The organism is Halapricum desulfuricans (assembly GCF_017094465.1).
GTDB lineage: Archaea > Halobacteriota > Halobacteria > Halobacteriales > Haloarculaceae > Halapricum.
Window position 1 is genome coordinate 1,835,904 of record NZ_CP064791.1, and the last position, 18,929, is coordinate 1,854,832.

At 63.3% G+C, this 18,929-nt stretch carries 16 protein-coding genes; 9 read left to right on the plus strand and 7 right to left on the minus strand.

Going from position 1 to position 18,929, the window contains the following annotated elements; genetic code table 11:
- Positions 1 to 77: 77 nt before the first annotated feature.
- Positions 78 to 1,610, plus strand: coding sequence for a glycerol kinase GlpK (gene glpK, locus HSEST_RS09460; protein WP_229120688.1), 1,533 nt, complete (start codon positions 78 to 80; stop codon positions 1,608 to 1,610).
- A 3-nt stretch (positions 1,611 to 1,613) separates the two neighbouring features.
- The gene (locus HSEST_RS09465; protein WP_229120689.1) at positions 1,614 to 2,804 is read left to right on the plus strand and encodes a hypothetical protein; all 1,191 of its coding nucleotides are present in this window, start codon (positions 1,614 to 1,616) and stop codon (positions 2,802 to 2,804) included.
- A 63-nt stretch (positions 2,805 to 2,867) separates the two neighbouring features.
- Here HSEST_RS09465 and HSEST_RS09470 read toward each other — a convergent pair whose 3' ends face one another.
- Positions 2,868 to 3,266, minus strand: coding sequence for a hypothetical protein (locus HSEST_RS09470; protein WP_229120690.1), 399 nt, complete (start codon positions 3,264 to 3,266; stop codon positions 2,868 to 2,870).
- A 221-nt stretch (positions 3,267 to 3,487) separates the two neighbouring features.
- Between HSEST_RS09470 and HSEST_RS09475 the strand changes: the two genes are divergently transcribed.
- Positions 3,488 to 3,694: a hypothetical protein gene (locus HSEST_RS09475; RefSeq protein WP_229120691.1), complete on the plus strand. Its 207-nt coding sequence runs from the start codon at positions 3,488 to 3,490 to the stop codon at positions 3,692 to 3,694.
- 114 nt (positions 3,695 to 3,808) lie between these two features.
- The gene (locus HSEST_RS09480) at positions 3,809 to 4,984 is read left to right on the plus strand and encodes a Cdc6/Cdc18 family protein (RefSeq protein ID WP_229120692.1); all 1,176 of its coding nucleotides are present in this window, start codon (positions 3,809 to 3,811) and stop codon (positions 4,982 to 4,984) included.
- On the opposite strand, the gene HSEST_RS09485 is transcribed toward HSEST_RS09480, so the two are convergent.
- Positions 4,985 to 5,959, minus strand: coding sequence for an ROK family protein (locus HSEST_RS09485; RefSeq protein WP_229120693.1), 975 nt, complete (start codon positions 5,957 to 5,959; stop codon positions 4,985 to 4,987).
- Between the two features lie 186 nt (positions 5,960 to 6,145).
- Positions 6,146 to 7,897 carry a pyruvate kinase gene (gene pyk, locus HSEST_RS09490; RefSeq protein ID WP_229120694.1) on the minus strand — a complete coding sequence of 584 codons (1,752 nt, stop codon included), beginning with the start codon at positions 7,895 to 7,897 and terminating at the stop codon, positions 6,146 to 6,148.
- 370 nt (positions 7,898 to 8,267) lie between these two features.
- Between pyk and HSEST_RS09495 the strand changes: the two genes are divergently transcribed.
- The 3 genes from HSEST_RS09495 to HSEST_RS09505 all read left to right on the plus strand — a co-directional run bounded on the left by HSEST_RS09495 (position 8,268) and on the right by HSEST_RS09505 (position 11,782).
- On the plus strand, positions 8,268 to 10,304 hold the full coding sequence (locus HSEST_RS09495) for a HAMP domain-containing protein (protein ID WP_229120695.1): 2,037 nt from the start codon (positions 8,268 to 8,270) through the stop codon (positions 10,302 to 10,304).
- 102 nt (positions 10,305 to 10,406) lie between these two features.
- Positions 10,407 to 11,450, plus strand: coding sequence for an NAD(P)/FAD-dependent oxidoreductase (locus HSEST_RS09500; protein ID WP_229120696.1), 1,044 nt, complete (start codon positions 10,407 to 10,409; stop codon positions 11,448 to 11,450).
- A 44-nt stretch (positions 11,451 to 11,494) separates the two neighbouring features.
- Positions 11,495 to 11,782 (plus strand): DUF7545 family protein, encoded by a 288-nt coding sequence (locus HSEST_RS09505; protein WP_229120697.1) that lies wholly within the window; start codon positions 11,495 to 11,497, stop codon positions 11,780 to 11,782.
- Here HSEST_RS09505 and HSEST_RS09510 read toward each other — a convergent pair.
- Positions 11,779 to 13,281 (minus strand): Hvo_1808 family surface protein, encoded by a 1,503-nt coding sequence (locus tag HSEST_RS09510; protein ID WP_229120698.1) that lies wholly within the window; start codon positions 13,279 to 13,281, stop codon positions 11,779 to 11,781. The genes HSEST_RS09505 and HSEST_RS09510 overlap by 4 nt on opposite strands.
- Positions 13,282 to 13,559: 278 nt before the next feature.
- On the opposite strand from HSEST_RS09510, the gene HSEST_RS09515 reads away from it, so the two are divergent.
- The gene (locus HSEST_RS09515) at positions 13,560 to 14,849 is read left to right on the plus strand and encodes an O-acetylhomoserine aminocarboxypropyltransferase/cysteine synthase family protein (RefSeq protein WP_229120699.1); all 1,290 of its coding nucleotides are present in this window, start codon (positions 13,560 to 13,562) and stop codon (positions 14,847 to 14,849) included.
- Positions 14,850 to 14,851: 2 nt separating this feature from the next.
- Positions 14,852 to 16,060, plus strand: coding sequence for a homoserine O-acetyltransferase MetX (gene metX / locus HSEST_RS09520; protein ID WP_229120700.1), 1,209 nt, complete (start codon positions 14,852 to 14,854; stop codon positions 16,058 to 16,060).
- A 46-nt stretch (positions 16,061 to 16,106) separates the two neighbouring features.
- On the opposite strand, the gene HSEST_RS09525 is transcribed toward metX, so the two are convergent.
- From HSEST_RS09525 to leuC, 3 genes are all read right to left on the minus strand, one after another.
- Positions 16,107 to 16,748, minus strand: a complete 642-nt coding sequence (locus HSEST_RS09525) for an alpha/beta hydrolase (RefSeq protein ID WP_229120701.1) — start codon at positions 16,746 to 16,748, stop codon at positions 16,107 to 16,109.
- Between the two features lie 110 nt (positions 16,749 to 16,858).
- A complete protein-coding gene (locus HSEST_RS09530) occupies positions 16,859 to 17,461 on the minus strand; it encodes a 3-isopropylmalate dehydratase small subunit (RefSeq protein WP_229120702.1) in 603 nt (200 codons plus the stop codon).
- Positions 17,461 to 18,924, minus strand: a complete 1,464-nt coding sequence (gene leuC / locus HSEST_RS09535) for a 3-isopropylmalate dehydratase large subunit (RefSeq protein ID WP_229120703.1) — start codon at positions 18,922 to 18,924, stop codon at positions 17,461 to 17,463. Before leuC ends, HSEST_RS09530 begins: the two co-directional genes overlap by 1 nt.
- Positions 18,925 to 18,929: the final 5 nt, after the last annotated feature.

The following is an 18,929-nucleotide window of genomic DNA, read 5'->3' on the forward strand; positions in this document are numbered from 1 at the left end:
TATAACGATTCACTGTGAGTTTTACTACCAACACGGCACTACTCGTAAAGTGTGCCGTGGGCACAAAATCACTAGCCATGTCAGACACATACGTCGGTGCGATCGATCAGGGGACGACCGGCACTCGCTTCATGGTCTTCGACCATGACGGGACGGTCGTCGCGAACGCGTACGAAAAGCACGAACAGATCTATCCGGAGCCGGGTTGGGTCGAGCACGACGCGATGGAGATCTGGGAAAACACCAAAGATGTCGTGATCAAGGCCCTCGGAAAGGCAGGTGTCGAGGCGAGCCAGCTCGACGCGATCGGGATCACCAACCAGCGTGAGACGACGATCGTGTGGGACGCCGAGACCGGCAAGCCGGTCCACAACGCGATCGTCTGGCAGGACCGCCGGACGACCGACCGCGTCGAGGAACTCCAAGAAGAGGACAAAGTCGAGTGGATCCGCGAGAAGACCGGCCTGGAGGCCGACGCGTACTTCTCGGCGACGAAAGTCGAGTGGCTGCTCTCGGAAGGCGATCCGGTCAAGATGCAGCGCGCGCGACCGCAGGATCTCCAGGAGCGAGCCCAGGACGGCGAGCTCATGATGGGGACCATCGACGCGTGGCTCACCTACAACCTGACCGGCAACAACATCACGGACGTGTCCAACGCGTCCCGGACCATGTTGTACAACATCAACGACATGGAATGGGACGACGAGCTCCTCGAGGAATTCGGCGTCCCCGAGAGTATGCTGCCGGAGGTCCGACCGTCCAGTGACGAGGATTACTACGGCTACACCGACCCCGACGGGTTCCTCGAAGCGGAAGTGCCGGTCGCGGGTGCGCTCGGTGACCAGCAGGCCGCGCTGTTCGGCCAGACTTGCTTCGACGCCGGTGACGCGAAGAACACCTACGGGACGGGCTCGTTCTTCCTGATGAACACGGGCAACGAGGCCGTATCGAGCGAACACGGGCTGCTGACGACCGTCGGCTTCCAGCGTTCGGGCGAGCCGGTCCAGTACGCGCTGGAGGGGTCGATCTTCATCACCGGTGCCGCGATCGAGTGGCTCGAGGACGTCGAACTCATCGACGATCCCACGGAGACGGCCGAGCTCGCGCGCTCGATTGATTCAACCGACGGCGTGTACATGGTGCCCGCGTTCACCGGGCTCGGGGCGCCACACTGGGACGGGCGCGCACGCGGGACGATCGTCGGGATGACTCGTGGCACCCGCCGCGAGCACATCGTGCGGGCGACGCTAGAGTCGATCGCCTACCAGACCCGCGACGTCGCGGAAGCGATGCAAGACGATTCCGGCGTCGAGCTGACCAGTCTCAAGGTCGACGGCGGGGCAGTCAAGAACAACTTCCTCGTCCAGTTGCAATCCGACATCATCCAGACCGATATCGCTCGTCCGCAGGTCGACGAGACGACAGCGCTGGGCGCGGCCTACGCGGCCGGGCTCGCGGTCGGCTACTGGGAGACGCTGGACGAGCTCCGGGACAACTGGCAGGTCGACCGCGAGTTCAGTCCGGAGATGGACCCGAACAAGGCAGACAAACTGCACGACCGCTGGGAAGACGCAGTCGATCGATCGCTCGACTGGGCACGGGAGGAATAAACGATGCCGGCAGAACTACTCGACCCGGCACTCGCCGCGGCCGATCAGGCTGACGTGGTACTGGAGACCTCACACTCCTGGGGGGACGTCGATGCTATCACGAACGTCCTCATAGATAACTGGTACATCCTGGTCGGTGCGGCAGCCGGCGGTGCGTTCGGTGCTGCGCTCGGCGCGCTACCCGCCTTCGTCTTCACTGGATTCCTCGTCCTCGCCGGTGTCGCCGGTGGCGGTCCGGGGGTCGCTATCGGGTTCGGCCCGGTCTTCGGCCCGCACATTTCATTCGCCGGTGGTGCGGCAGCGGCCGCCTACGCCGCGAAGAACGGACTGATGGAATCCGGAATGGATTACCACAACGGGAAGGACATTACCTTCGCACTCGGAAGTCGGCCCGATATTCTGGCAGTCGGTGCAGCGTTCGGTGTTTTCGGTATCGTGCTGGAGGAGCTCCTCCGACAGGCCGCGATCCCGACTGACCCGATCGCCTTCACCGTCGTCGCCAGCGCGTTCGTCCACCGAGCGGTCTTCGGCTACTCGGTCCTCGGTACCGTTAGCGACAAGGCCAGCGGACGCTTCGACATGGGTCCGTTCGAGCGCGAAGAGATGGGGAACAACCACAACTTCGGCGACGGTGAGAAGGACAACTCGGATATGCTCGCCGTGGAGCCGTGGCTGCCGAACATGTACAAGTGGTCCCACGTCGCCTCGATCGGACTGGTCGCCGGTGCCGTTGCCGGGTACATCGGTCTCCAGGTAGCAGCAGGTGGCCTGGCCAATCTCATGGTGGTCCCAGAGGGGACGAACCTCGCCAACGCACCTGCAGCCCCAGCAGTCTTCTTCGGGTTCGGTATCAGCGCGGCGTCGCTGATCTTCCTGAATCTGGGTGTCGCTCGGATCCCGGTCACTCACCACATGACGCTACCCGGTGCGACCGCGTTCTTCGCGGTCACCCAGACCGCAGGTAACGACGCGATCCTCGCCGGTGTGGATCCGATCGTGGGCTTGGTCATCGCCGCTCTCTTCGGCATGATCGGCGCACTCGTCGGTGAAGCTGGCCAGCGTATCTTCTACGCGCACGGTGGTACCCACGTGGACCCGCCCGCCTTCGCCATCTTCGTCACGATTTCGCTGATCTGGGTCCTAGCGATGGCAGGCGTCTTCGAGACCGCCGTGTGGGTCCCCGGCGGACTGTAATCGCTCACGAACTGCTTTTTCGGTCATTTTTTTAGCGCGTGTCCAAACGAAGAGGGAGTCGTATCACACAGATGGAAGTACCTCTCGTAGCAACAGCACCGACACGACACCACCGGCGGCGCCGCCGGCGAACGCCACGGCCGGCGTCTCGACGGCTATGATAGCGAGCGCCAGGAACGAACCGACGATCAGGCCGACGCCGACTGCACCGTGATGGTAGTTGCCCGTACCGGCGTGTGACTGGCTTGGAGACTGATCCAGCCCGTATCCAGAGATGCTGGCGAAGTACGGGATCGAAATCCGGACACCGATCGCAGCGAACGCCGCAATTGCGGCGTTGAGTGTGGCGTTGTTCGTAAACAGCGTCGCGAATCCGTACATCCCCATCGCGAAAAACAACGCGACGATTTTGCTCCACCGGTCGGCCTTCAACAACGCCTCGTCTACCTGCTGTTCTGCCATACGTCCCCAATGTCGGCCCATCCGCTTAATTGTTTGAGGCCGCAATCGGGCTGACACAGTCGAAACGATCACTTCATCCCTCAACCAGGGGCCTCGCGTAAAGAGATGGCAGACGCACGAACCACGCGACAAGCCCGTTTACTTGCACGATAGGAGGGTTCGACGACGCGGGAGTTCGGTCGAAGCAAACACCTATACCGGACCGCACAGTCATGTCGACTATGTCGGATCAGTTACTGCTCGAACCCGACGACCGCCGCCGCTTCGCTGCGGTCGTGGGGGCTATAACCGTCGTCACTGCCGTCCTGATCGAAGCAACGATCGGCGTCCGAGTCGCGGCCGCGCTGATCGTCGGACTGTTCAGCGGGCTCGTGTTCTTGCTGACGGCTGCGCTCCTCAAGCGGTTCGCGCCCGAATACTACCGGTGAACTGTCGGTCGATAACGCCGGTCAGATATAATAATCGGTTTGAAATGTTGATATCGAATCAAATCATTTTTTATTCCCGCCGGGCCAGTGGTAGTTATACAATAACGATTAACGATGGATCTTGCACAGCGGATCAGACGGCGGCGACGGCGAGGCGCCGACCGGCCAATCGTCCTCGACTACGAGCCGTTGAACCCGGTCGCGCACGTCCAGGAGCCGGTCGGCCGCGGACCCGTCCTCGAGCGAGTGCTCGATCATCTGGATCCCGTGTTCGAGGGGACGCTACCCCCGGACGTGTACGTCTGGGGACCCTCGGGGAGCGGAAAGTCAGCGATCGTCACCGCGCTGTTCGACCGACTACAGTCGATGACAGTCCAGCCACATGCGGTCATTCATACGTCCACGCGCGCCCAAACAGTCGAGCTTCCGACGTTCGTGTACGTCGACGCGCGGGTCGCCAACAGTGAGTTCCAGCTGTATCATCGTGTGCTGGAAGCGGTTAGCTCGGACGACGTCCCACAGCAAGGAGTGAGTACAGCCGAGCTCCGGTCGCGACTTCAGGACACGGTCGGCGGGAGTTCCGGGGTCGTCCTGGCTGTCGACCACGTTGACGAGCCCGAGTCGCTCACGACGGAGCAACTCACCGAGTGGTTCGAACCGTTCGGACACACCGTCTCACTCTTGCTCGTCGGACGAACCCCTGGTGAGGACGTTCACGGGGAGTGGCCAGATGAGGAGATCGAGATTCCCGGCTACGGACAACAGGTATTGATCGACGTGCTGATGACACGAGGGTCCGACGGTCTCGCTCGCGACGCGCTACAGCACTCCCAGGCGAGGAAAATTGCATCCTGGGCCGGCGGGGACGCACACGACGCGCTGGCGGCACTGTTCGGAGCTGCAGACCGGGCTGATGCCGCCGGCGTCGAGCGGATCCGCGACGAGGACGTCGAGACGGGGATCGACGCCGTGCCATCCCCGTGTGTCCCGCTCGGGGTCGTCCTGTCGCTTCGGGCGAATCGCCAGCGCGTACTCCGGGAGTTGCTCGATCTCGATTCCGACGAGCGCGCCTCGGTCACCACGACGACAAAAGCGATAGCCGGGATCGACAACATCGACCTCTCCCCAGGAACGGTCAAGCGATTCCTCTACGAGTTGGCGGAACGCGGCGTCGTCGAGCGCGTCTCGGCGTCACAGGCCGACGGCCACGGGCGGCCACCGAGCAGAGTCGAACCCAGGTTTCCGACGCTCGTGTTCAGACGACTCTACGACCTGCACCGACACGAGTAATTACTCCGGCACGCGGCTACGGTCGCCAGTCCCTCGCGTGAGACCGCTCGCGAGTGCGCCCTTCAACACGACGTCATCGCCCAGCGTCGTCAGCTTGATATCGGGCATGTTGACGAAGACGTGATCTTCGAGTCGCTCTCGGACCGGGTCGAGTACGAGTTCTTCGTTGTTGAGCGCGACGCTGCCACCGACGTAGATGACCAGCGGCGCATAGGAGTGGATGAGGTTGGCGAACCCCTGGACGTTCCAGTCGTTGACGCGCTCGATGACGTAGTCGGCAAACTCGTCGTCGCCCGCGTTGGCATACACGTCGATCGCCGAGAAGTCATCGCTCAGCACGTCCATATCGGTTTCCCAGTCCTCGGTCTCATAGAGGTGTTTCGCGTATCGAGGGATGTTCTGACCCGAAGCGTAGGCCTCCCAGTGACCGGGTTTTCCACAGCCACACTGCATGGCTCCGTCCGGGTCGAGCGTGATGTGCCCGACTTCGCCGGCGTTGCCGTCCCAGCCGCTGAGCACGTTCCCGTCGACACACACGCCGGCACCGATACCCGTCGAGATGGTGAGGTAGACCATGCTCGTGGGGTTCCGTTCACTGTAGAAGCGTTCGCCGATCACACCGGCGACCGTGTCGTTGTGAAGGTGGACGTTGTCGGTTTCGACAAGATTCCGGATCGGCCCGACCAACGGAATCCGGTCGATGCTATCGGGCAAGTTCGAGGGGTTTTCGACGGCGCCGTCGGTCAGATCCAGCGGGCCGATCGAGCCGATTCCCACGCCCTGCAGTGCTGTCGGATCGACATCCGCGTTCGCGCACGCGCTGCGAAGGGTTTCGAGGACCGCCTCGGTGACTGCAATCCCGGTTGGCCCCTCCGGCGTCCGCTGTTTGTGAGAACCTAGTTCCGCGCCAGTCTCGTCGCCGACGATGGCGCGCACGTGCGTCGCGCCCAGGTCGACCCCTGCGTATGTGGCCATACTATCGGCGTATCGTCCTTGCCACACTTAACTGCATATATTTACTCGCGCCGATGTGTGATTTTGATCTGACATTTCAGGACCGACACAACGCCATCAGAGCGGATGCACTCGAAGAAAAAGCGACTTTCGACCCGATACGTGAACGCAGCGAGCGACTGATACGTGAACGAAGCTGGCGAGCTGTTATTCCTCTCGAGCGCCCACGACGTCACGGTACAGAACCGCTCGTTCGGCATCCAGCGTGACGACAGTGCCGTTCTCGATGTCCGCAGGCACGTCCGCCTCGCCGATCATCGGCAGGTCAAGTTCGCGCGCGAGCACGGCAGCGCGACTGCCGGTCGCGTTGTCTTCGGCGCTGACGATACCACGGATATGATCGGCATCACCGGCGAGTTCGCCGTCGAACTCAGCAGGAATCACCGCGACTGCACCGTCCGGAACAGCCGAGAGGTCACCATCCTCGACACGGTGGATTTCACCCGTGACAATACCGCTGACGATCGGCGTCCCGGAGACAATCGTCTCCGCGGCCACGTGGATCTTGAGCATGTTCGAGGTGCCGATCCCGTCGAGTTCGGTCATCATCCCCGAGACGACGACCAGCGTATCGCCGTTGCGCGCGATGCCGGTGTCCAGTGCGGACTGGACGGAGTTCTGGATGATGGCGTCCGCACCCTCCGTCGTGTACGGCGTCGAGGTCGGGTGGATGCCCCACGAGAGGGCGAGCCGCCGCCGGACCCGATCGCTCGGGGTCGAGGCAATAATGGGAATACCAGGCCGGAACTTCGCGGCCTTCAGCGCGGAGTAGCCAGACTCGCTGGCGGCGACGATCGCGGTGGCGTCGACGTCTTCGGCGAGGAACCGGGCGGCGTGAGCCAGCGCGTCAGCCCGCGTGTCGTCGGCTTCGGGCACGCGTTGTTCGCGCAGTTCCTCGTACTCTTCGCTGTTTTCGACTTCTTCGACGATGCTGGCCATGGTGTCGACGACGCGTGCGGGGTGGTTGCCGATGGCGGTTTCCCCCGAGAGCATCACCGCGTCCGTCCCGTCCAGGACGGCGTTAGCGACGTCGGAGGCTTCCGCGCGGGTCGGCCGCCGGGACTCGACCATCGAATCGAGCATCTCAGTCGCCGTAATCACCGGCACGCCCGCCTGATTGCACTTCCGGATGATCCGTTTCTGGTAGAGCGGCACCACTTCCAGGGGCAGTTCGACGCCCAGGTCGCCGCGGGCGACCATGATGCCGTAGGCCTCTTCGATGATGCTGTCGAGGTTCTGGACGGCACCAGCCCGTTCGATCTTCGCGACGATCGGAATGTCGGCGCCGAACTCGTTGAGGGTGTCGGCGATCTCGCGGATATCCGAGCCGTCCCGGACGAACGACGCCGCGACGAGGTCGGCACCTTTCTCGGCCGCGACTTTCAGCTCTTCACGGTCTTTCTCGGTGACCGTCGGCAGGCCGAGTTCGACGCCGGGGATGTTGACGCCCTTGCGCGCCTGAAGTTCGCCGCCGTTCTGGACGCGCGCGTAGACATCGCTGCCGTCGACCTCTTCGACGGTCGTCTCGATGCGACCGTCGTCCAGCAGGACCCGATCGCCCGCCTCGACGGCCGAGATGTCCAGCGACAACCCGACCGCCTCGGGCGTGGCGTCGTCGCCTTGATAGAATCGAACCCGGGAGTCGGCCTCGAGATGGATCGGCTCGTCGATGTCGGCGGTGCGCACTTCCGGGCCGGGGATGTCGTGCATGACCGCGACCGGATGGTCGACCGATTCGTCGACCGCCCGAATCCGATCGATCGTCTCGCGGCGCTGCTCGGGCGAGCCGTGGCTGGCGTTCAACCGCGCGACGGACATCCCGGCCTCCGCCAGGGCCGTGATCTCCTCGGTCGAATCCGACGCCGGACCGAGTGTACAGACGATTTTCGCGTTACGCATCGCTACAGCCCTCCGCACCTGTCCAAAACCCGTTGGTTGATCCGTTGTACATACCTTGAGACTGCATTCCCCGGGATTATGAAGCTTGTTAGACCGCGCTCGTTCTGTGGCGAGTGACCGACCCACACGGATTCGGCAATCCATGCCGGTTTATCGTCGCTGTCACTGCCCCAGGTACTGTGAGATAATAGTATGACTACGTTCCATTTCAATAGACGATACTGTATGGCAAATCTTTATTTATAGACTGGATCAACCCACTGCCATAGCGAGCCTGGTGACCGTCATGCCGACGATCACTGGCTGCTGATGGGCGCACAACAGGATTACAGATGACGTATTCAGACAGGCACGCACACAGAGACCAACTATGAGCAGTGATCAAACCGACGGGTCGGACAAGAGCTCGAGAGGCGGCGGGCTCATGGGCATCGTACGAAAGATACTCCCGGAATTCATTCGAAAGAGCTTCGCGATCAAATTCGGTATCGCGCTATTGATAATCGGCCTCTCAGTCGGGGCGGCCGGATTCGTGGGATCGGAACTCGTCAAAGACGAGGTCCACGACCAGATCAACGATCAGTACAGCAATCTCGCGAAAAACGATGCGAACGGGCTACAGACGTGGGTCGCGGACAACGGCCAGGAGACGCTGCAGTTGACGAGGATTTTCGACGGGAAGACCGACGCGGAAGTTCACGACTGGCTGTCGACCGAAAAGAACCAGGGCGGAGACTATCTGAGCCAGGGATACACGATCCACTACGTCAAGCCGGGCAACGGTTCGGACCCCGCACAGATCGTCGCGTCCACCGACGGCGCACCCGATCGGTCCGCGATAAATCCGAACGAAAACAGGACGGCACCCGTTTCGGGTATCAACCAGACCGTCGCAGCCGAACTGGCGGACCTGAAAGACTCCGGAGATACGATCAGGCTGACGGACGCGTACATCAGCGACGAGGGGACCTCACGGTTCGGAGGCATACATCTCGCATACATCGCCCTCGTCGATGACCCCGGTACCGGCGAACAGCGGGCAGTCATCTACTCGATCGCAACGGAAGCGTACACTGGCGGCTTTACTGCCGGTCTCGGCACTGGTCTCGACAGTGGCGTCGCGATGGTCGTCGACGACGACGACCAGATCATCATGGAGGGGTACGCGAGTTCGATCCACGACTCGATCCACCAGTACGACCAGTGGAAGAAACCGATCACGGAGGTCCGCAGCCAGAACAGCCGCGTCGGCATGGCATCGGACACGGCTGCGGGCGGTGTCCTCGATGGGTCCAAATGGGATCAGGCGACTAACTATAACCTCAACGGGGAGAGATACGTCGTCGGTGCGGCACCAGTCACCTCTGTCACCCTGAGCGGTTCGACCTCGGTCGAGGTCGACTGGGTCGTGCTCGAACACACGAACCGCCAGACTGCATACGGTGACGTCGAGGCGGTCTCGAACCAGTCGCTCGCTGCGACCCTCGTCGGCGTCCTCCTGATCGGCATCTTCGGTGCAGTGCTCGGCCGGAACACGTCCAAGTCCATCGACCGGCTGAAAGGCAAAGCCGAGGAGATGGAAGAAGGAAACCTCGACGTGGACCTGTACTCGCCACGCGACGACCAGATCGGGCAGCTATACGGCGGCTTCGCCAACATGCGCGATGCGCTGCAACAGCAGATTGAAGAGGCCGAACAGGCTCGCAAGGAAGCGGAGGTATCCCGAGCGGAAGCGATGGAGATGTCCAACTACCTCCAGGACCGGGCCGACGAGTACGCGGAGATCATGCAGCAGTGTGCCTCCGGTGATCTCACCCAGCGGATGGAACCCGACGGGGAGAACGAGGCGATGGATCGTATCGCCAGCGAGTTCAACGAGATGATCGACGAACTCGAGAAGACCACCGGACAGCTCAAAAGCTTCGCCGACGAAGTCGAGACCGCCGGCGAGGTCGTCCAGACCTCTTCGGAAAGCGTCCGGGACGCCTCCGAGCAGGTCGCGGATTCGATCCAGAAGATCTCCGACGACGCCTACGATCAGAAAGAGCGTCTCCAGGAAATCTCCAACGCGATGGACGACATCGCACACGATCTCGAAGAGTTCGCCGCCGAGAACGACGTCGACTTCGGCGACTCACTCGATCGCATCGAGGAGATCGCCACCACGCTGAACCAGGTCGTCGAACTCAGCGAGCAGACCATGGCCGAATCCGAAAACGTCGCCGGCGCTGCCGAGGAGCAGGCCGCTGAACTCAACGAGGTCAGCCAGCGCGCCGAAGACCTCTCACGCTACGCGCGCCCGCTGCGGGAGGTCCTCGATCGCTTCGAGACCGAGTCCGAACACGAGTTCTACTTCCCGACCGGACCCGGCTCGGGCGAGGCCAACGTGCCTGACGACGAACAGTAGCGCCGTATCGTCTACTGTCGTGACCTGACCGAAACTCGTTTTCCGGATCTCGGCGCTGCCGTCAGCACAAGCTACAAATCACGCCCGGCAGTACCTTCGGGCATGTCTGGGGAGGCCGATCGTCGACTCGTTATCGCAGGGACAGGTATCGCCGGCCTGACGGCCGCCATCTACGCGGCGCGGGCGAACAACGATCCACTCATTCTGGAAGGCGACGAGCCGGGTGGCCAGTTGACGCTCACGACCGACGTCGAGAACTACCCGGGATTCCCGGAGGGAATCGGTGGCCCCGAACTCATAAACAACATGAAAGAGCAGGCACGAACGTTCGGGGCCGAGATCGAGAACGGCGTCGTCGAGACCGTCGAGGAGGGAGACCCGATCGGGGTGACACTCACGAACGGACGGTCGCTGACGGCGGACGCGTTCATCGCTGCGTCGGGAGCGAGCGCTCGGACGCTCGATATCCCCGGCGAGGACGATCTCATGGGGTACGGCGTCTCGACGTGTGCGACCTGTGACGGCGCCTTCTTCCGCGACGAGGATATGCTGGTGATCGGGGGCGGCGACGCTGCCATGGAAGAGGCGAACTTCCTGACCAAGTTCGCCGACACCGTCTACATCGCCCACCGTCGGGAGGACTTCCGGGCCGAGGAGTACTGGGTCGACCGTATCATGGAGAAAGTCGACGAGGGCGAGGTAGAACTGCTAAAGAACACGGAAGCGACCGAGATCCACGGCAGTCAGGCCGACGGCATCGATCACGTCTCGCTGGTTCGGCACCCGGACGGCCACCCGAAAGCGAAACTCGAGTCCGGGCAGGGAGATGCGGTCGAACGGTCCGACCTCGATGTCGGCGCCGTCTTCCTGGCGATCGGGCACACACCCAATACCGAGTACCTCGAAGACACGCCCGTCGAACTGGACGAGGCGGGCTATATCCAAACAGAAGGGGGAAGCGGCGGCGGACAGACCAAAACCGGTGTCGAGGGGATCTTCGCCGCAGGTGACGTCGTCGACTATCACTACCAGCAGGCCGTGACGGCCGCCGGGATGGGCTGTAAGGCGGCACTCGACGTCGACGAGTACCTCGAATCGATCGAGCAGGAGGCGGCCGGTATCGAGACGGCACAGGCGGGCGACTGATCTCGATCCGAAGACCCTTGAGTCCGGTCGCCGAAACCAGTGGTATGGCTGACGATACTGTCACGCTGACGATCGAGGACGACGACACGACCGACGAACTCACGGTGCCGATCGCGCTGATCGAGATGCTGCGCGAGGAAGAGGGCGAGACGCCGGCCGAGATTATCGGTGACATCGCAATGTTCGGCCTCGCCCAGCGGATCCACGGAGCGATCCACCACGGACAGGGCGAGCCGCCACAAAACGTCAAAGACGCCGAACAGCGGACGATGGAGCTGTTCGAAGACCGGTTCGGCGCGAGCTACGGCGAACTTACCGGCCACGACCACTAGACTGCCGATCTTTTTGCGGCCGCTATAGCAACGAAGACAGCGACGAATGCGGCGATGAAGCCAAACCCAGGGCCGCTCCCGTCGGCGGCCGTCGTCTGCTCCGCGCTGCTGGCAGTCGTCTGACTCCCGGCGTCGACAGTCGATCCAGCGTCAGCACCGTCCAGATCGGACGGGGAGTCGTGGACAGCCGAGAGCGCCCCGACTGATGGGGCGTTCACGATTCGGACAGTATCACCGGTCCGATCGAGAGCGAACGCATCGGCGAACGGGCCGTCCGGGATCTGCCAGACCCCTGCAGAGACGTTGACTCCGTCTTTCGATCGGATCTCGTCGCGATACGCGTCGAGAAACCGTTGGGCCGTCGTCGCGTTCGACCAGCGCGTCTCCCAGACGTAGCCGTCCGCCGAGCCGTTCGCGTACGCGTAGAGGACGCCGTTACGCCAGGCCAGCGCCCTGTCACCGAGTATCGCCGTCAACCCCATGGCACCGACGCGGTCCGGCCCACCCTGGCGCGTCCAGCCGTCGGCCGATCGGTCGGGCACGGACAACGGCGACGACGGTGCGATCCCGGCCTGGCTTGCGGTCTCGGCCTGTCGTCCGTGTAACGCGGTGACGCTATATTCGGGCGGGTTCCGGTGTGCGGCGTCGACGGCGTCGAACCCGCCCCGATCGACCAGGCGGCTGACGTATTCACCGCCGAGCGTGTACGGGGCTTGGAGATACGGAAAGAGTCCGTACTCGACGCCGACATCCGGCCCAGTCGCGAAGGGACGCTCATCGGCACAGTCCCAGGACCCGTTGGTACAGTACTGTTCGTAGACGCTGTCGAGGTAACTCGCCTCGCCCTCGACGACGGCGTCTTTGGCGTGTTCGCCGTCAAGCGTCGCCCGCTGGTACCGCTCGGCACTGAGATCGAACTGCTGGTGCTGGAGGACGTGGACGAGTTCGTGAGCCAGCAACGTCGGCGGAACGGTCGGCTCGGACGGATCGTCGGTGATCAACACGACGGTTTCGGACCCCTCTTCGGCGGCCCAGCCGGCGACGCTCCCGACGAGCGTCCCGAGAAGGACTCGCTCGGCATTGCGGTCCTCGCCGATCACGAACAGCGCTTCCCACTGCTGGCCGGTGCCGCGAAACTGCGTGATGTTGCCCTCGATGCGATCCTCGACTTCGCCGGGTCCGATAAATTCGATCGCGACATCGTCAGTGAACTCCAGCCCGCGGATCCGTTCCAGTCGAGCCATCGTTCGGTACTTGTATCGCTGTAGTTCGGCGTCCGAGAGCCCGTCATACTGATCGACGTCGACGGACTCGTTGTACCAGTAGCCGCCTTCCCACCCGATTCGGTCCTCGTCAGGGTCCGGTGGCACGTCGGTCGTTTCGTTGCCGACCCGGTCCGACTGAGACGCGTCACCGTCGACAGCCCAAGCGGTCCCGCCGCTCGCCCCAATCACGAGACAGAGCGCCACCAGAACGAAGGCCGTTCGTGGCCACGACATGGTCGTGTAAACGCAGATGCCGCGAATAGTGGTTTCGGTCGTCAAAATCCGTAGCTATCCGAGATTCCTCAAAAGTGGTCCGAAACGGACCGTCAACGGTACAGCCGGATGGCTGCTGTCCTACGACCGCTGAAAGTGTTTACTGCCGGCAATCTGACTAACCGGTCAGTTACTATAATCCTTTGGATTAGTCTGCGCGGAAAGATAGTCAACGACCCACTCGCGAATATTGCCGTAACTATCAGTTATAGATTGCTAGATCTATATGAGTGTAGTACATGACTGATCAGGATTCTGTGGGGCCACAGTACTTCGGGACACGGTGTGTCCACGCCGGCCAGCACCCGGATCCGGAGACGGGTGCGGTCGCACCGCCGATCTACCAGACAACGTCCTACGCCTTCGAAGACGCCGAGCAGGCAGCCGACCAGTACGCCTTGCAGGCGGAGGGCAACATCTACTCGCGGTTCGACAATCCAACCGTTCGGATGCTGGAGCGTCGACTGGCCGACCTCGAGGGTGGCATCGACGCCGTCGCGACCGGGTCGGGGATGGCCGCGCTCGACGGGATCACCTTCCTGCTGGCCGAAGCGGGCGACAACGTCGTCTCGGCGTCCTCGATCTACGGGGGCACACATAGCTACTTCACGAAAACCGCGAGCCGTCGTGGAATCGACGCCCGCTTCGTTGACACCCTCGACTACGACGGCTACGCCGAGGCGATCGACGAGAACACGGCCTACGTCCACATCGAGACGATCGCTAACCCGTCACTGGTGACGCCGGACATCGAGCGCATCGCGGAGATCGCACACGACCGCGATGTCCCGCTGGTCGTCGACAACACCTTCGCGACGCCCGCGCTCTGTCGCCCGACCGAACACGGCGCGGACCTGGTCTGGGAGTCCACGACGAAGTGGATCCACGGGTCGGGGACGACCATCGGGGGCGTCATCGTCGACGGCGGCACGTTCCCGTGGGCCGACCACGCGGAGGACTATCCCGAGATCGGGGCCGAGAACCCCGCGTTCGGGACGAACTTCGCCGAGCAGTTCGGTGATCGGGCCTTTACCGTGGCTGCTCGTCAGCGAGCGGTCCGGAGCCTGGGCGACGGACAGGCACCGTTCGATGCCTGGCAAACGCTCCAGGGCGTCGAGACGCTTGCCCTGCGGATGGAGCGCCACTGTGAAAACGCCGCCCGCGTCGCCGAGTGGCTCGACGACAACGAGGCGGTCGCCTGGGTCCAGTACCCCGGACTGGAAAGCCACGAGACCCATGACAATGCGGCTGAATATCTCGAAAACGGATACGGCGGGATGATCGCGTTCGGTCTGGAAGGCGGCTACGAGGCGGGCAAGCGACTCTGTGAGGAGACCGAACTCGCGCAGTTTTTGGCCAACGTCGGCGACGCGAAGACGCTGATTATCCACCCGGCCTCGACGACTCACGCCCAGTTGAGCGAGAGCGAGCAGCGCGAGAGCGGCGTCACGCCCGACCTCGTTCGGCTGTCGGTCGGGATCGAAGACGCCAGAGACATCATTGCGGACCTCAAAGCAGGTATCGAGTAAGCATGGAGGTCGAGCGCGGGACGGTCTCGCTGGGCGAGTTCGAGTTCGAGTGCGGTGAGTCGATCCCGGACCTGGAGGTCGCCTACGAGGCCTACGGGGAGTTCACCGGCGACAACGCGGTGCTCGTGTGTCACGCCCTGACCGGCAGCGCACACGTCGCCAGCCACCGCGACACCGCCGAGACGAGCGGCCAGGCCCGGGCCTGGTGGGACGACATCGTCGGCCCCGGGAAGGCGATCGACACTAACGAGTACTACGTCGTCTGCGCGAACGTGCCCGGCTCCTGCTACGGGACGACCGGTCCCGCGAGCGAGAACCCCGAGACGGGCGAGCCCTACGGGACGGATTTCCCGCCGGTGACGATCGGCGACTGGACCGAAGCCCAACGTAAGTTGCTTGACGAACTCGGCGTGCCCGCACTACACGCGGTTGTCGGCGGGAGCGTCGGCGGAATGAACGTCCTCGAGTGGGCCAAGCGCCACCCCGACCACGTCGATCGGATCGCCTCGATCGCGGCCGCCGCCCGGGTCGATCCACAGGGTCTCGCGCTCGACGCGATCGCCCGCCGGGCGATCACCACCGACGAGCACTGGAACGGCGGCAACTACTACGGCGGCCCCAGCCCGGACGACGGGCTCGCCATCGCCCGCCAGATCGGCCACGTCATGTACCTCTCGAAAGCCAGCATGGAGAAGAAGTTCGGCCGCAGAGCGGCAGGACGGGACGCCGTTCGGTCGTTCCCGACCGATCCCGCCGCGTCGTTTTTTCCATATCGGGACATCGAGTCCTACCTGGACTATCAGGCCGAGCGGTTCGTCGAACGGTTCGACGCCAACAGCTATCTGTACCTGACCCGGGCGATGGACAACTACGATCTCGCGTCGGGCTTCGAATCCGACAGCAATGCGCTGGCCGCCTTCGAGGGCGAGGCGCTCGTGATGTCCTTTACCGCCGACTGGCACTTCACCGTCGATCAGGCCGAAGACCTGGCTGAGTCGCTCAGAGCCGCCGACGTTGGGACTGCACATCACGTCGTCGAGTCCGACCACGGTCACGACGCGTTCCTGGTCGAACCCGGCAACGTCGGCCCGCCGCTGGCGGACTTTCTGGATGAGGGGGTCGACGGCACAGCCATCTCCGATACCGAGGACGACGGTATCGAGGAGAGTCGGGAGTTCGCACCCGTCCACAACAGCCTTTTTTCGGCGTGAGTGCCGAGCGAGGGTAGAGTCGACAGGCGAGCAGGCCGAGGGCGGTTCACAGATCCGCGAGGAGCCCCGAGACGAACTCGATCTCGTCGTCGTTGATGCCGTGGCCCATTCCCTCGTAGAGCCGTTTCGTCACGTCCCCGCCCAGTCGTTCGAAGACGGCCGCCGACTCGCGGACGCGCTCGGCGGGGATGTGCGGATCGCTGTCGCTACAGCCCAGGAAGACCGGCGTGCCGTCCAGATCTCCGTCGTACGCCTCGAGGTCGATCGACTCGCCGATGAGACCGCCGCTCAGCGCGACGACCCCGCCGTAGCGATCCGGATTCCTCGCGGCGAACTCGCTGGCGAGGCACGCGCCCTGCGAGAAGCCCAGCGAAACAGTGTTTGCAGTCGGAATCCCGGCCGATTCGGCCTCAGAGATGGCTCCACCAATAGCACGCAGTCCCGACGTCCGCCCCGGTTCGTTGGATTCGACAGGCGCGGTGAACGGGTTCGGATACCACGTGTTTCCGGCCGCCTGGGGCGCGAGATACGCGATATTCTCGACCTCGAAGTGGTCGGTTAACTGGAGGACGCTCTGGGCAGTCGCACCCCGACCGTGGAGCAGAATCGCCGCGGCGTCGGCGTCGTCGAGGTTGCTTCCGGCTGTCGTGAGCGGCTGGTCCTGATGTGGCGAGTCGCTGTCGTGCATGCGAACGGTTGGTACCCGAAGTCCTTAACGTCCCCGCAGTCCCCGAAAATCGGAGCTAATTGGACGATTGCGACTGCCCCATCGCAACGGGTCGAAACCTCGCGTGAACGCTACTCGGCTTCGATATACGGCAGGTCCGCGACGGTCTCCTCGACCTTGCTCATGTTCGAGTACATGAGACTCGTCGTGTCCCAGATGCCCTCGACGAGCGCCTGCTGCATCGCGCCGTCGATCTCGACGTCGACAGTGGTGTCGCCGTAGGTGACCGTCTCAGCCTCGACGTCGATGTGGATGTCCTCGTCGGGATTGGCCTCGATCCACTCCTGGATCTCGGTGACGGTCTCGTGGTCGGCCGTGGCTGCGGGGATGCCGAGCGACTTGCAGTTGTCCCGGAAGATCTCGGCGTAGGACTCACCGACGACCGCGTCGATGCCCCACCGCATCATCGCTTGCGGGGCGTGTTCCCGGGACGAGCCCATCCCGAAGTTCTTGTTGACGACTGCGACGTTCGCACCCGCAAAGCGGTTCAGCGGGTGATCGTTGAACTCGCCGTCGTCGCGCCGGGCGTCATAGAAGAGGTAATCGGCCATGTTGTCGAAGGTGACCTCCTTCATGAACCGCGCCGGCAGGATCTGGTCGGTGTCGATGTCGTCGCCGTAGATCGGCACACCGGTCCCCGATACGTCCGTGATATGCTGGGGTTTGTCGACCATCAGTCAGCCACCTCCGAGACATCCTCGGCAGTCAGTGCATCCGCCCGGTCGTCGTAGAAGCGCCGCACGTCCGTGATCTCGCCCTCGACCGCCGCCGCGGCGACCATCACCGGGCTCATCAGGACCGTCCGGCCGTCCTTGGACCCCTGTCGGCCGATGAAGTTGCGGTTCGAAGAGGACGCGGCCGCCTCGTCACCTTCCAGAGAGTCGTCGTTCATCGCCAGGCACATCGAACAGCCCGCCCGTCGCCACTGGAAGCCGGCCTCGATGAACGTCTCGTCGATACCCTCGGCCTCACACTGACGGCGAACGGTCTCCGATCCGGGGACGGCCAGCGCACGCACGCCATCGTCGATGGTGTGGCCCTCCAGGATTTCGGCGGCGCGCCGGAAGTCGCTGACGCGTCCGTTCGTACAGGTGCCCAAGAATGCGACGTCGATATCGTAGCCCAGCATCGACTGGCCGGGTTCGATGTCCATGTGATCCAGCGCCTGCTGGGCGGCTTCTTGATCGGTCTCGGTCTCGAAGTCCTCGGGTGCGGGGACTGGCTCGGAGATCTCGACGACCTGCCCGGGATTGATACCCCAGGTGACCATCGGATCCATGTCGTCGACGTCGATCGTGACGACGTCGTCGTACTCGGCGTCCGCGTCGCTCGCGATGGACTCCCAGTACTCCTTGAGCTGTTCGAACTCCTCGCCCTCGGGGACGTACTCCCGACCCTTCAGGTAGTCGTAGGTGGTCTCGTCGGGGTTGATATAGCCCGCGCGAGCGCCGCCCTCGATGGACATGTTACAGACCGCCAGCCGGCCTTCCATACCGAGTTCCTCGATCGCGGGGCCGCCGTACTCGTAGACGTGGCCGACGCCGCCGTCGACACCCAGCTCCTGGATGATTTTCAGGATGATGTCCTTCGCGTAGACGCCCTCGTTGAGGCTGCCTTCGACCTCGATCCGCCGGACCTTCTGTTTCTCGGCGGCGATCGAGCCGGTCGCCAGGATATCCCGAATCTGACTGGTACCGACGCCGACCCCGATCGAGCCGAAGGCGCCGTGGGTCGCCGTGTGGCTGTCACCGCAAGCGACAGTCATGCCGGGCTGGGTCAACCCCAGTTCCGGCGCGACGACGTGAGTGATGCCCTGCCTGCCGGACTCGAAGTCGAAGAACGTGATGCCGTTCTCGGCCGTGTTCGTGTCCAGCGCGTCCAACATCTTCTCGGCCTGGTCGTCCTCAAGTGGCCGCTTGCGCTTTGCCTCCTCGGTCGGCGCGATGTGGTCGGTCGTCGCGAAGGTCCGCCCGGGATAGGCGACGTCGATGTCGCGCTCCCGGAGCATCCCGAACGCCTGCGGGCTCGTGACCTCGTGGACGAGGTGCAGCCCGATGAACAGTTGATCCTGTCCGTTCGGCAGTTCGGTTACCTTGTGCTTGTCCCATACCTTGTCGTACAGCGTTCCTGAACTCATTCGAA

Excerpts from the sequence above, each read along its gene's own strand:
- glpK (WP_229120688.1), top strand. The coding sequence starts at position 78 with ATGTCAGACACATACGTCGGTGCGATCGATCAGGGGACGACCGGCACT.
- HSEST_RS09465 (WP_229120689.1), top strand. The coding sequence starts at position 1,614 with ATGCCGGCAGAACTACTCGACCCGGCACTCGCCGCGGCCGATCAGGCT.
- HSEST_RS09470 (WP_229120690.1), bottom strand. The coding sequence starts at position 3,266 with ATGGCAGAACAGCAGGTAGACGAGGCGTTGTTGAAGGCCGACCGGTGG.
- HSEST_RS09475 (WP_229120691.1), top strand. The coding sequence starts at position 3,488 with ATGTCGGATCAGTTACTGCTCGAACCCGACGACCGCCGCCGCTTCGCT.
- HSEST_RS09480 (WP_229120692.1), top strand. The coding sequence starts at position 3,809 with ATGGATCTTGCACAGCGGATCAGACGGCGGCGACGGCGAGGCGCCGAC.
- HSEST_RS09485 (WP_229120693.1), bottom strand. The coding sequence starts at position 5,959 with ATGGCCACATACGCAGGGGTCGACCTGGGCGCGACGCACGTGCGCGCC.
- pyk (WP_229120694.1), bottom strand. The coding sequence starts at position 7,897 with ATGCGTAACGCGAAAATCGTCTGTACACTCGGTCCGGCGTCGGATTCG.
- HSEST_RS09495 (WP_229120695.1), top strand. The coding sequence starts at position 8,268 with ATGAGCAGTGATCAAACCGACGGGTCGGACAAGAGCTCGAGAGGCGGC.
- HSEST_RS09500 (WP_229120696.1), top strand. The coding sequence starts at position 10,407 with ATGTCTGGGGAGGCCGATCGTCGACTCGTTATCGCAGGGACAGGTATC.
- HSEST_RS09505 (WP_229120697.1), top strand. The coding sequence starts at position 11,495 with ATGGCTGACGATACTGTCACGCTGACGATCGAGGACGACGACACGACC.
- HSEST_RS09510 (WP_229120698.1), bottom strand. The coding sequence starts at position 13,281 with ATGTCGTGGCCACGAACGGCCTTCGTTCTGGTGGCGCTCTGTCTCGTG.
- HSEST_RS09515 (WP_229120699.1), top strand. The coding sequence starts at position 13,560 with ATGACTGATCAGGATTCTGTGGGGCCACAGTACTTCGGGACACGGTGT.
- metX (WP_229120700.1), top strand. The coding sequence starts at position 14,852 with ATGGAGGTCGAGCGCGGGACGGTCTCGCTGGGCGAGTTCGAGTTCGAG.
- HSEST_RS09525 (WP_229120701.1), bottom strand. The coding sequence starts at position 16,748 with ATGCACGACAGCGACTCGCCACATCAGGACCAGCCGCTCACGACAGCC.
- HSEST_RS09530 (WP_229120702.1), bottom strand. The coding sequence starts at position 17,461 with ATGGTCGACAAACCCCAGCATATCACGGACGTATCGGGGACCGGTGTG.
- leuC (WP_229120703.1), bottom strand. The coding sequence starts at position 18,924 with ATGAGTTCAGGAACGCTGTACGACAAGGTATGGGACAAGCACAAGGTA.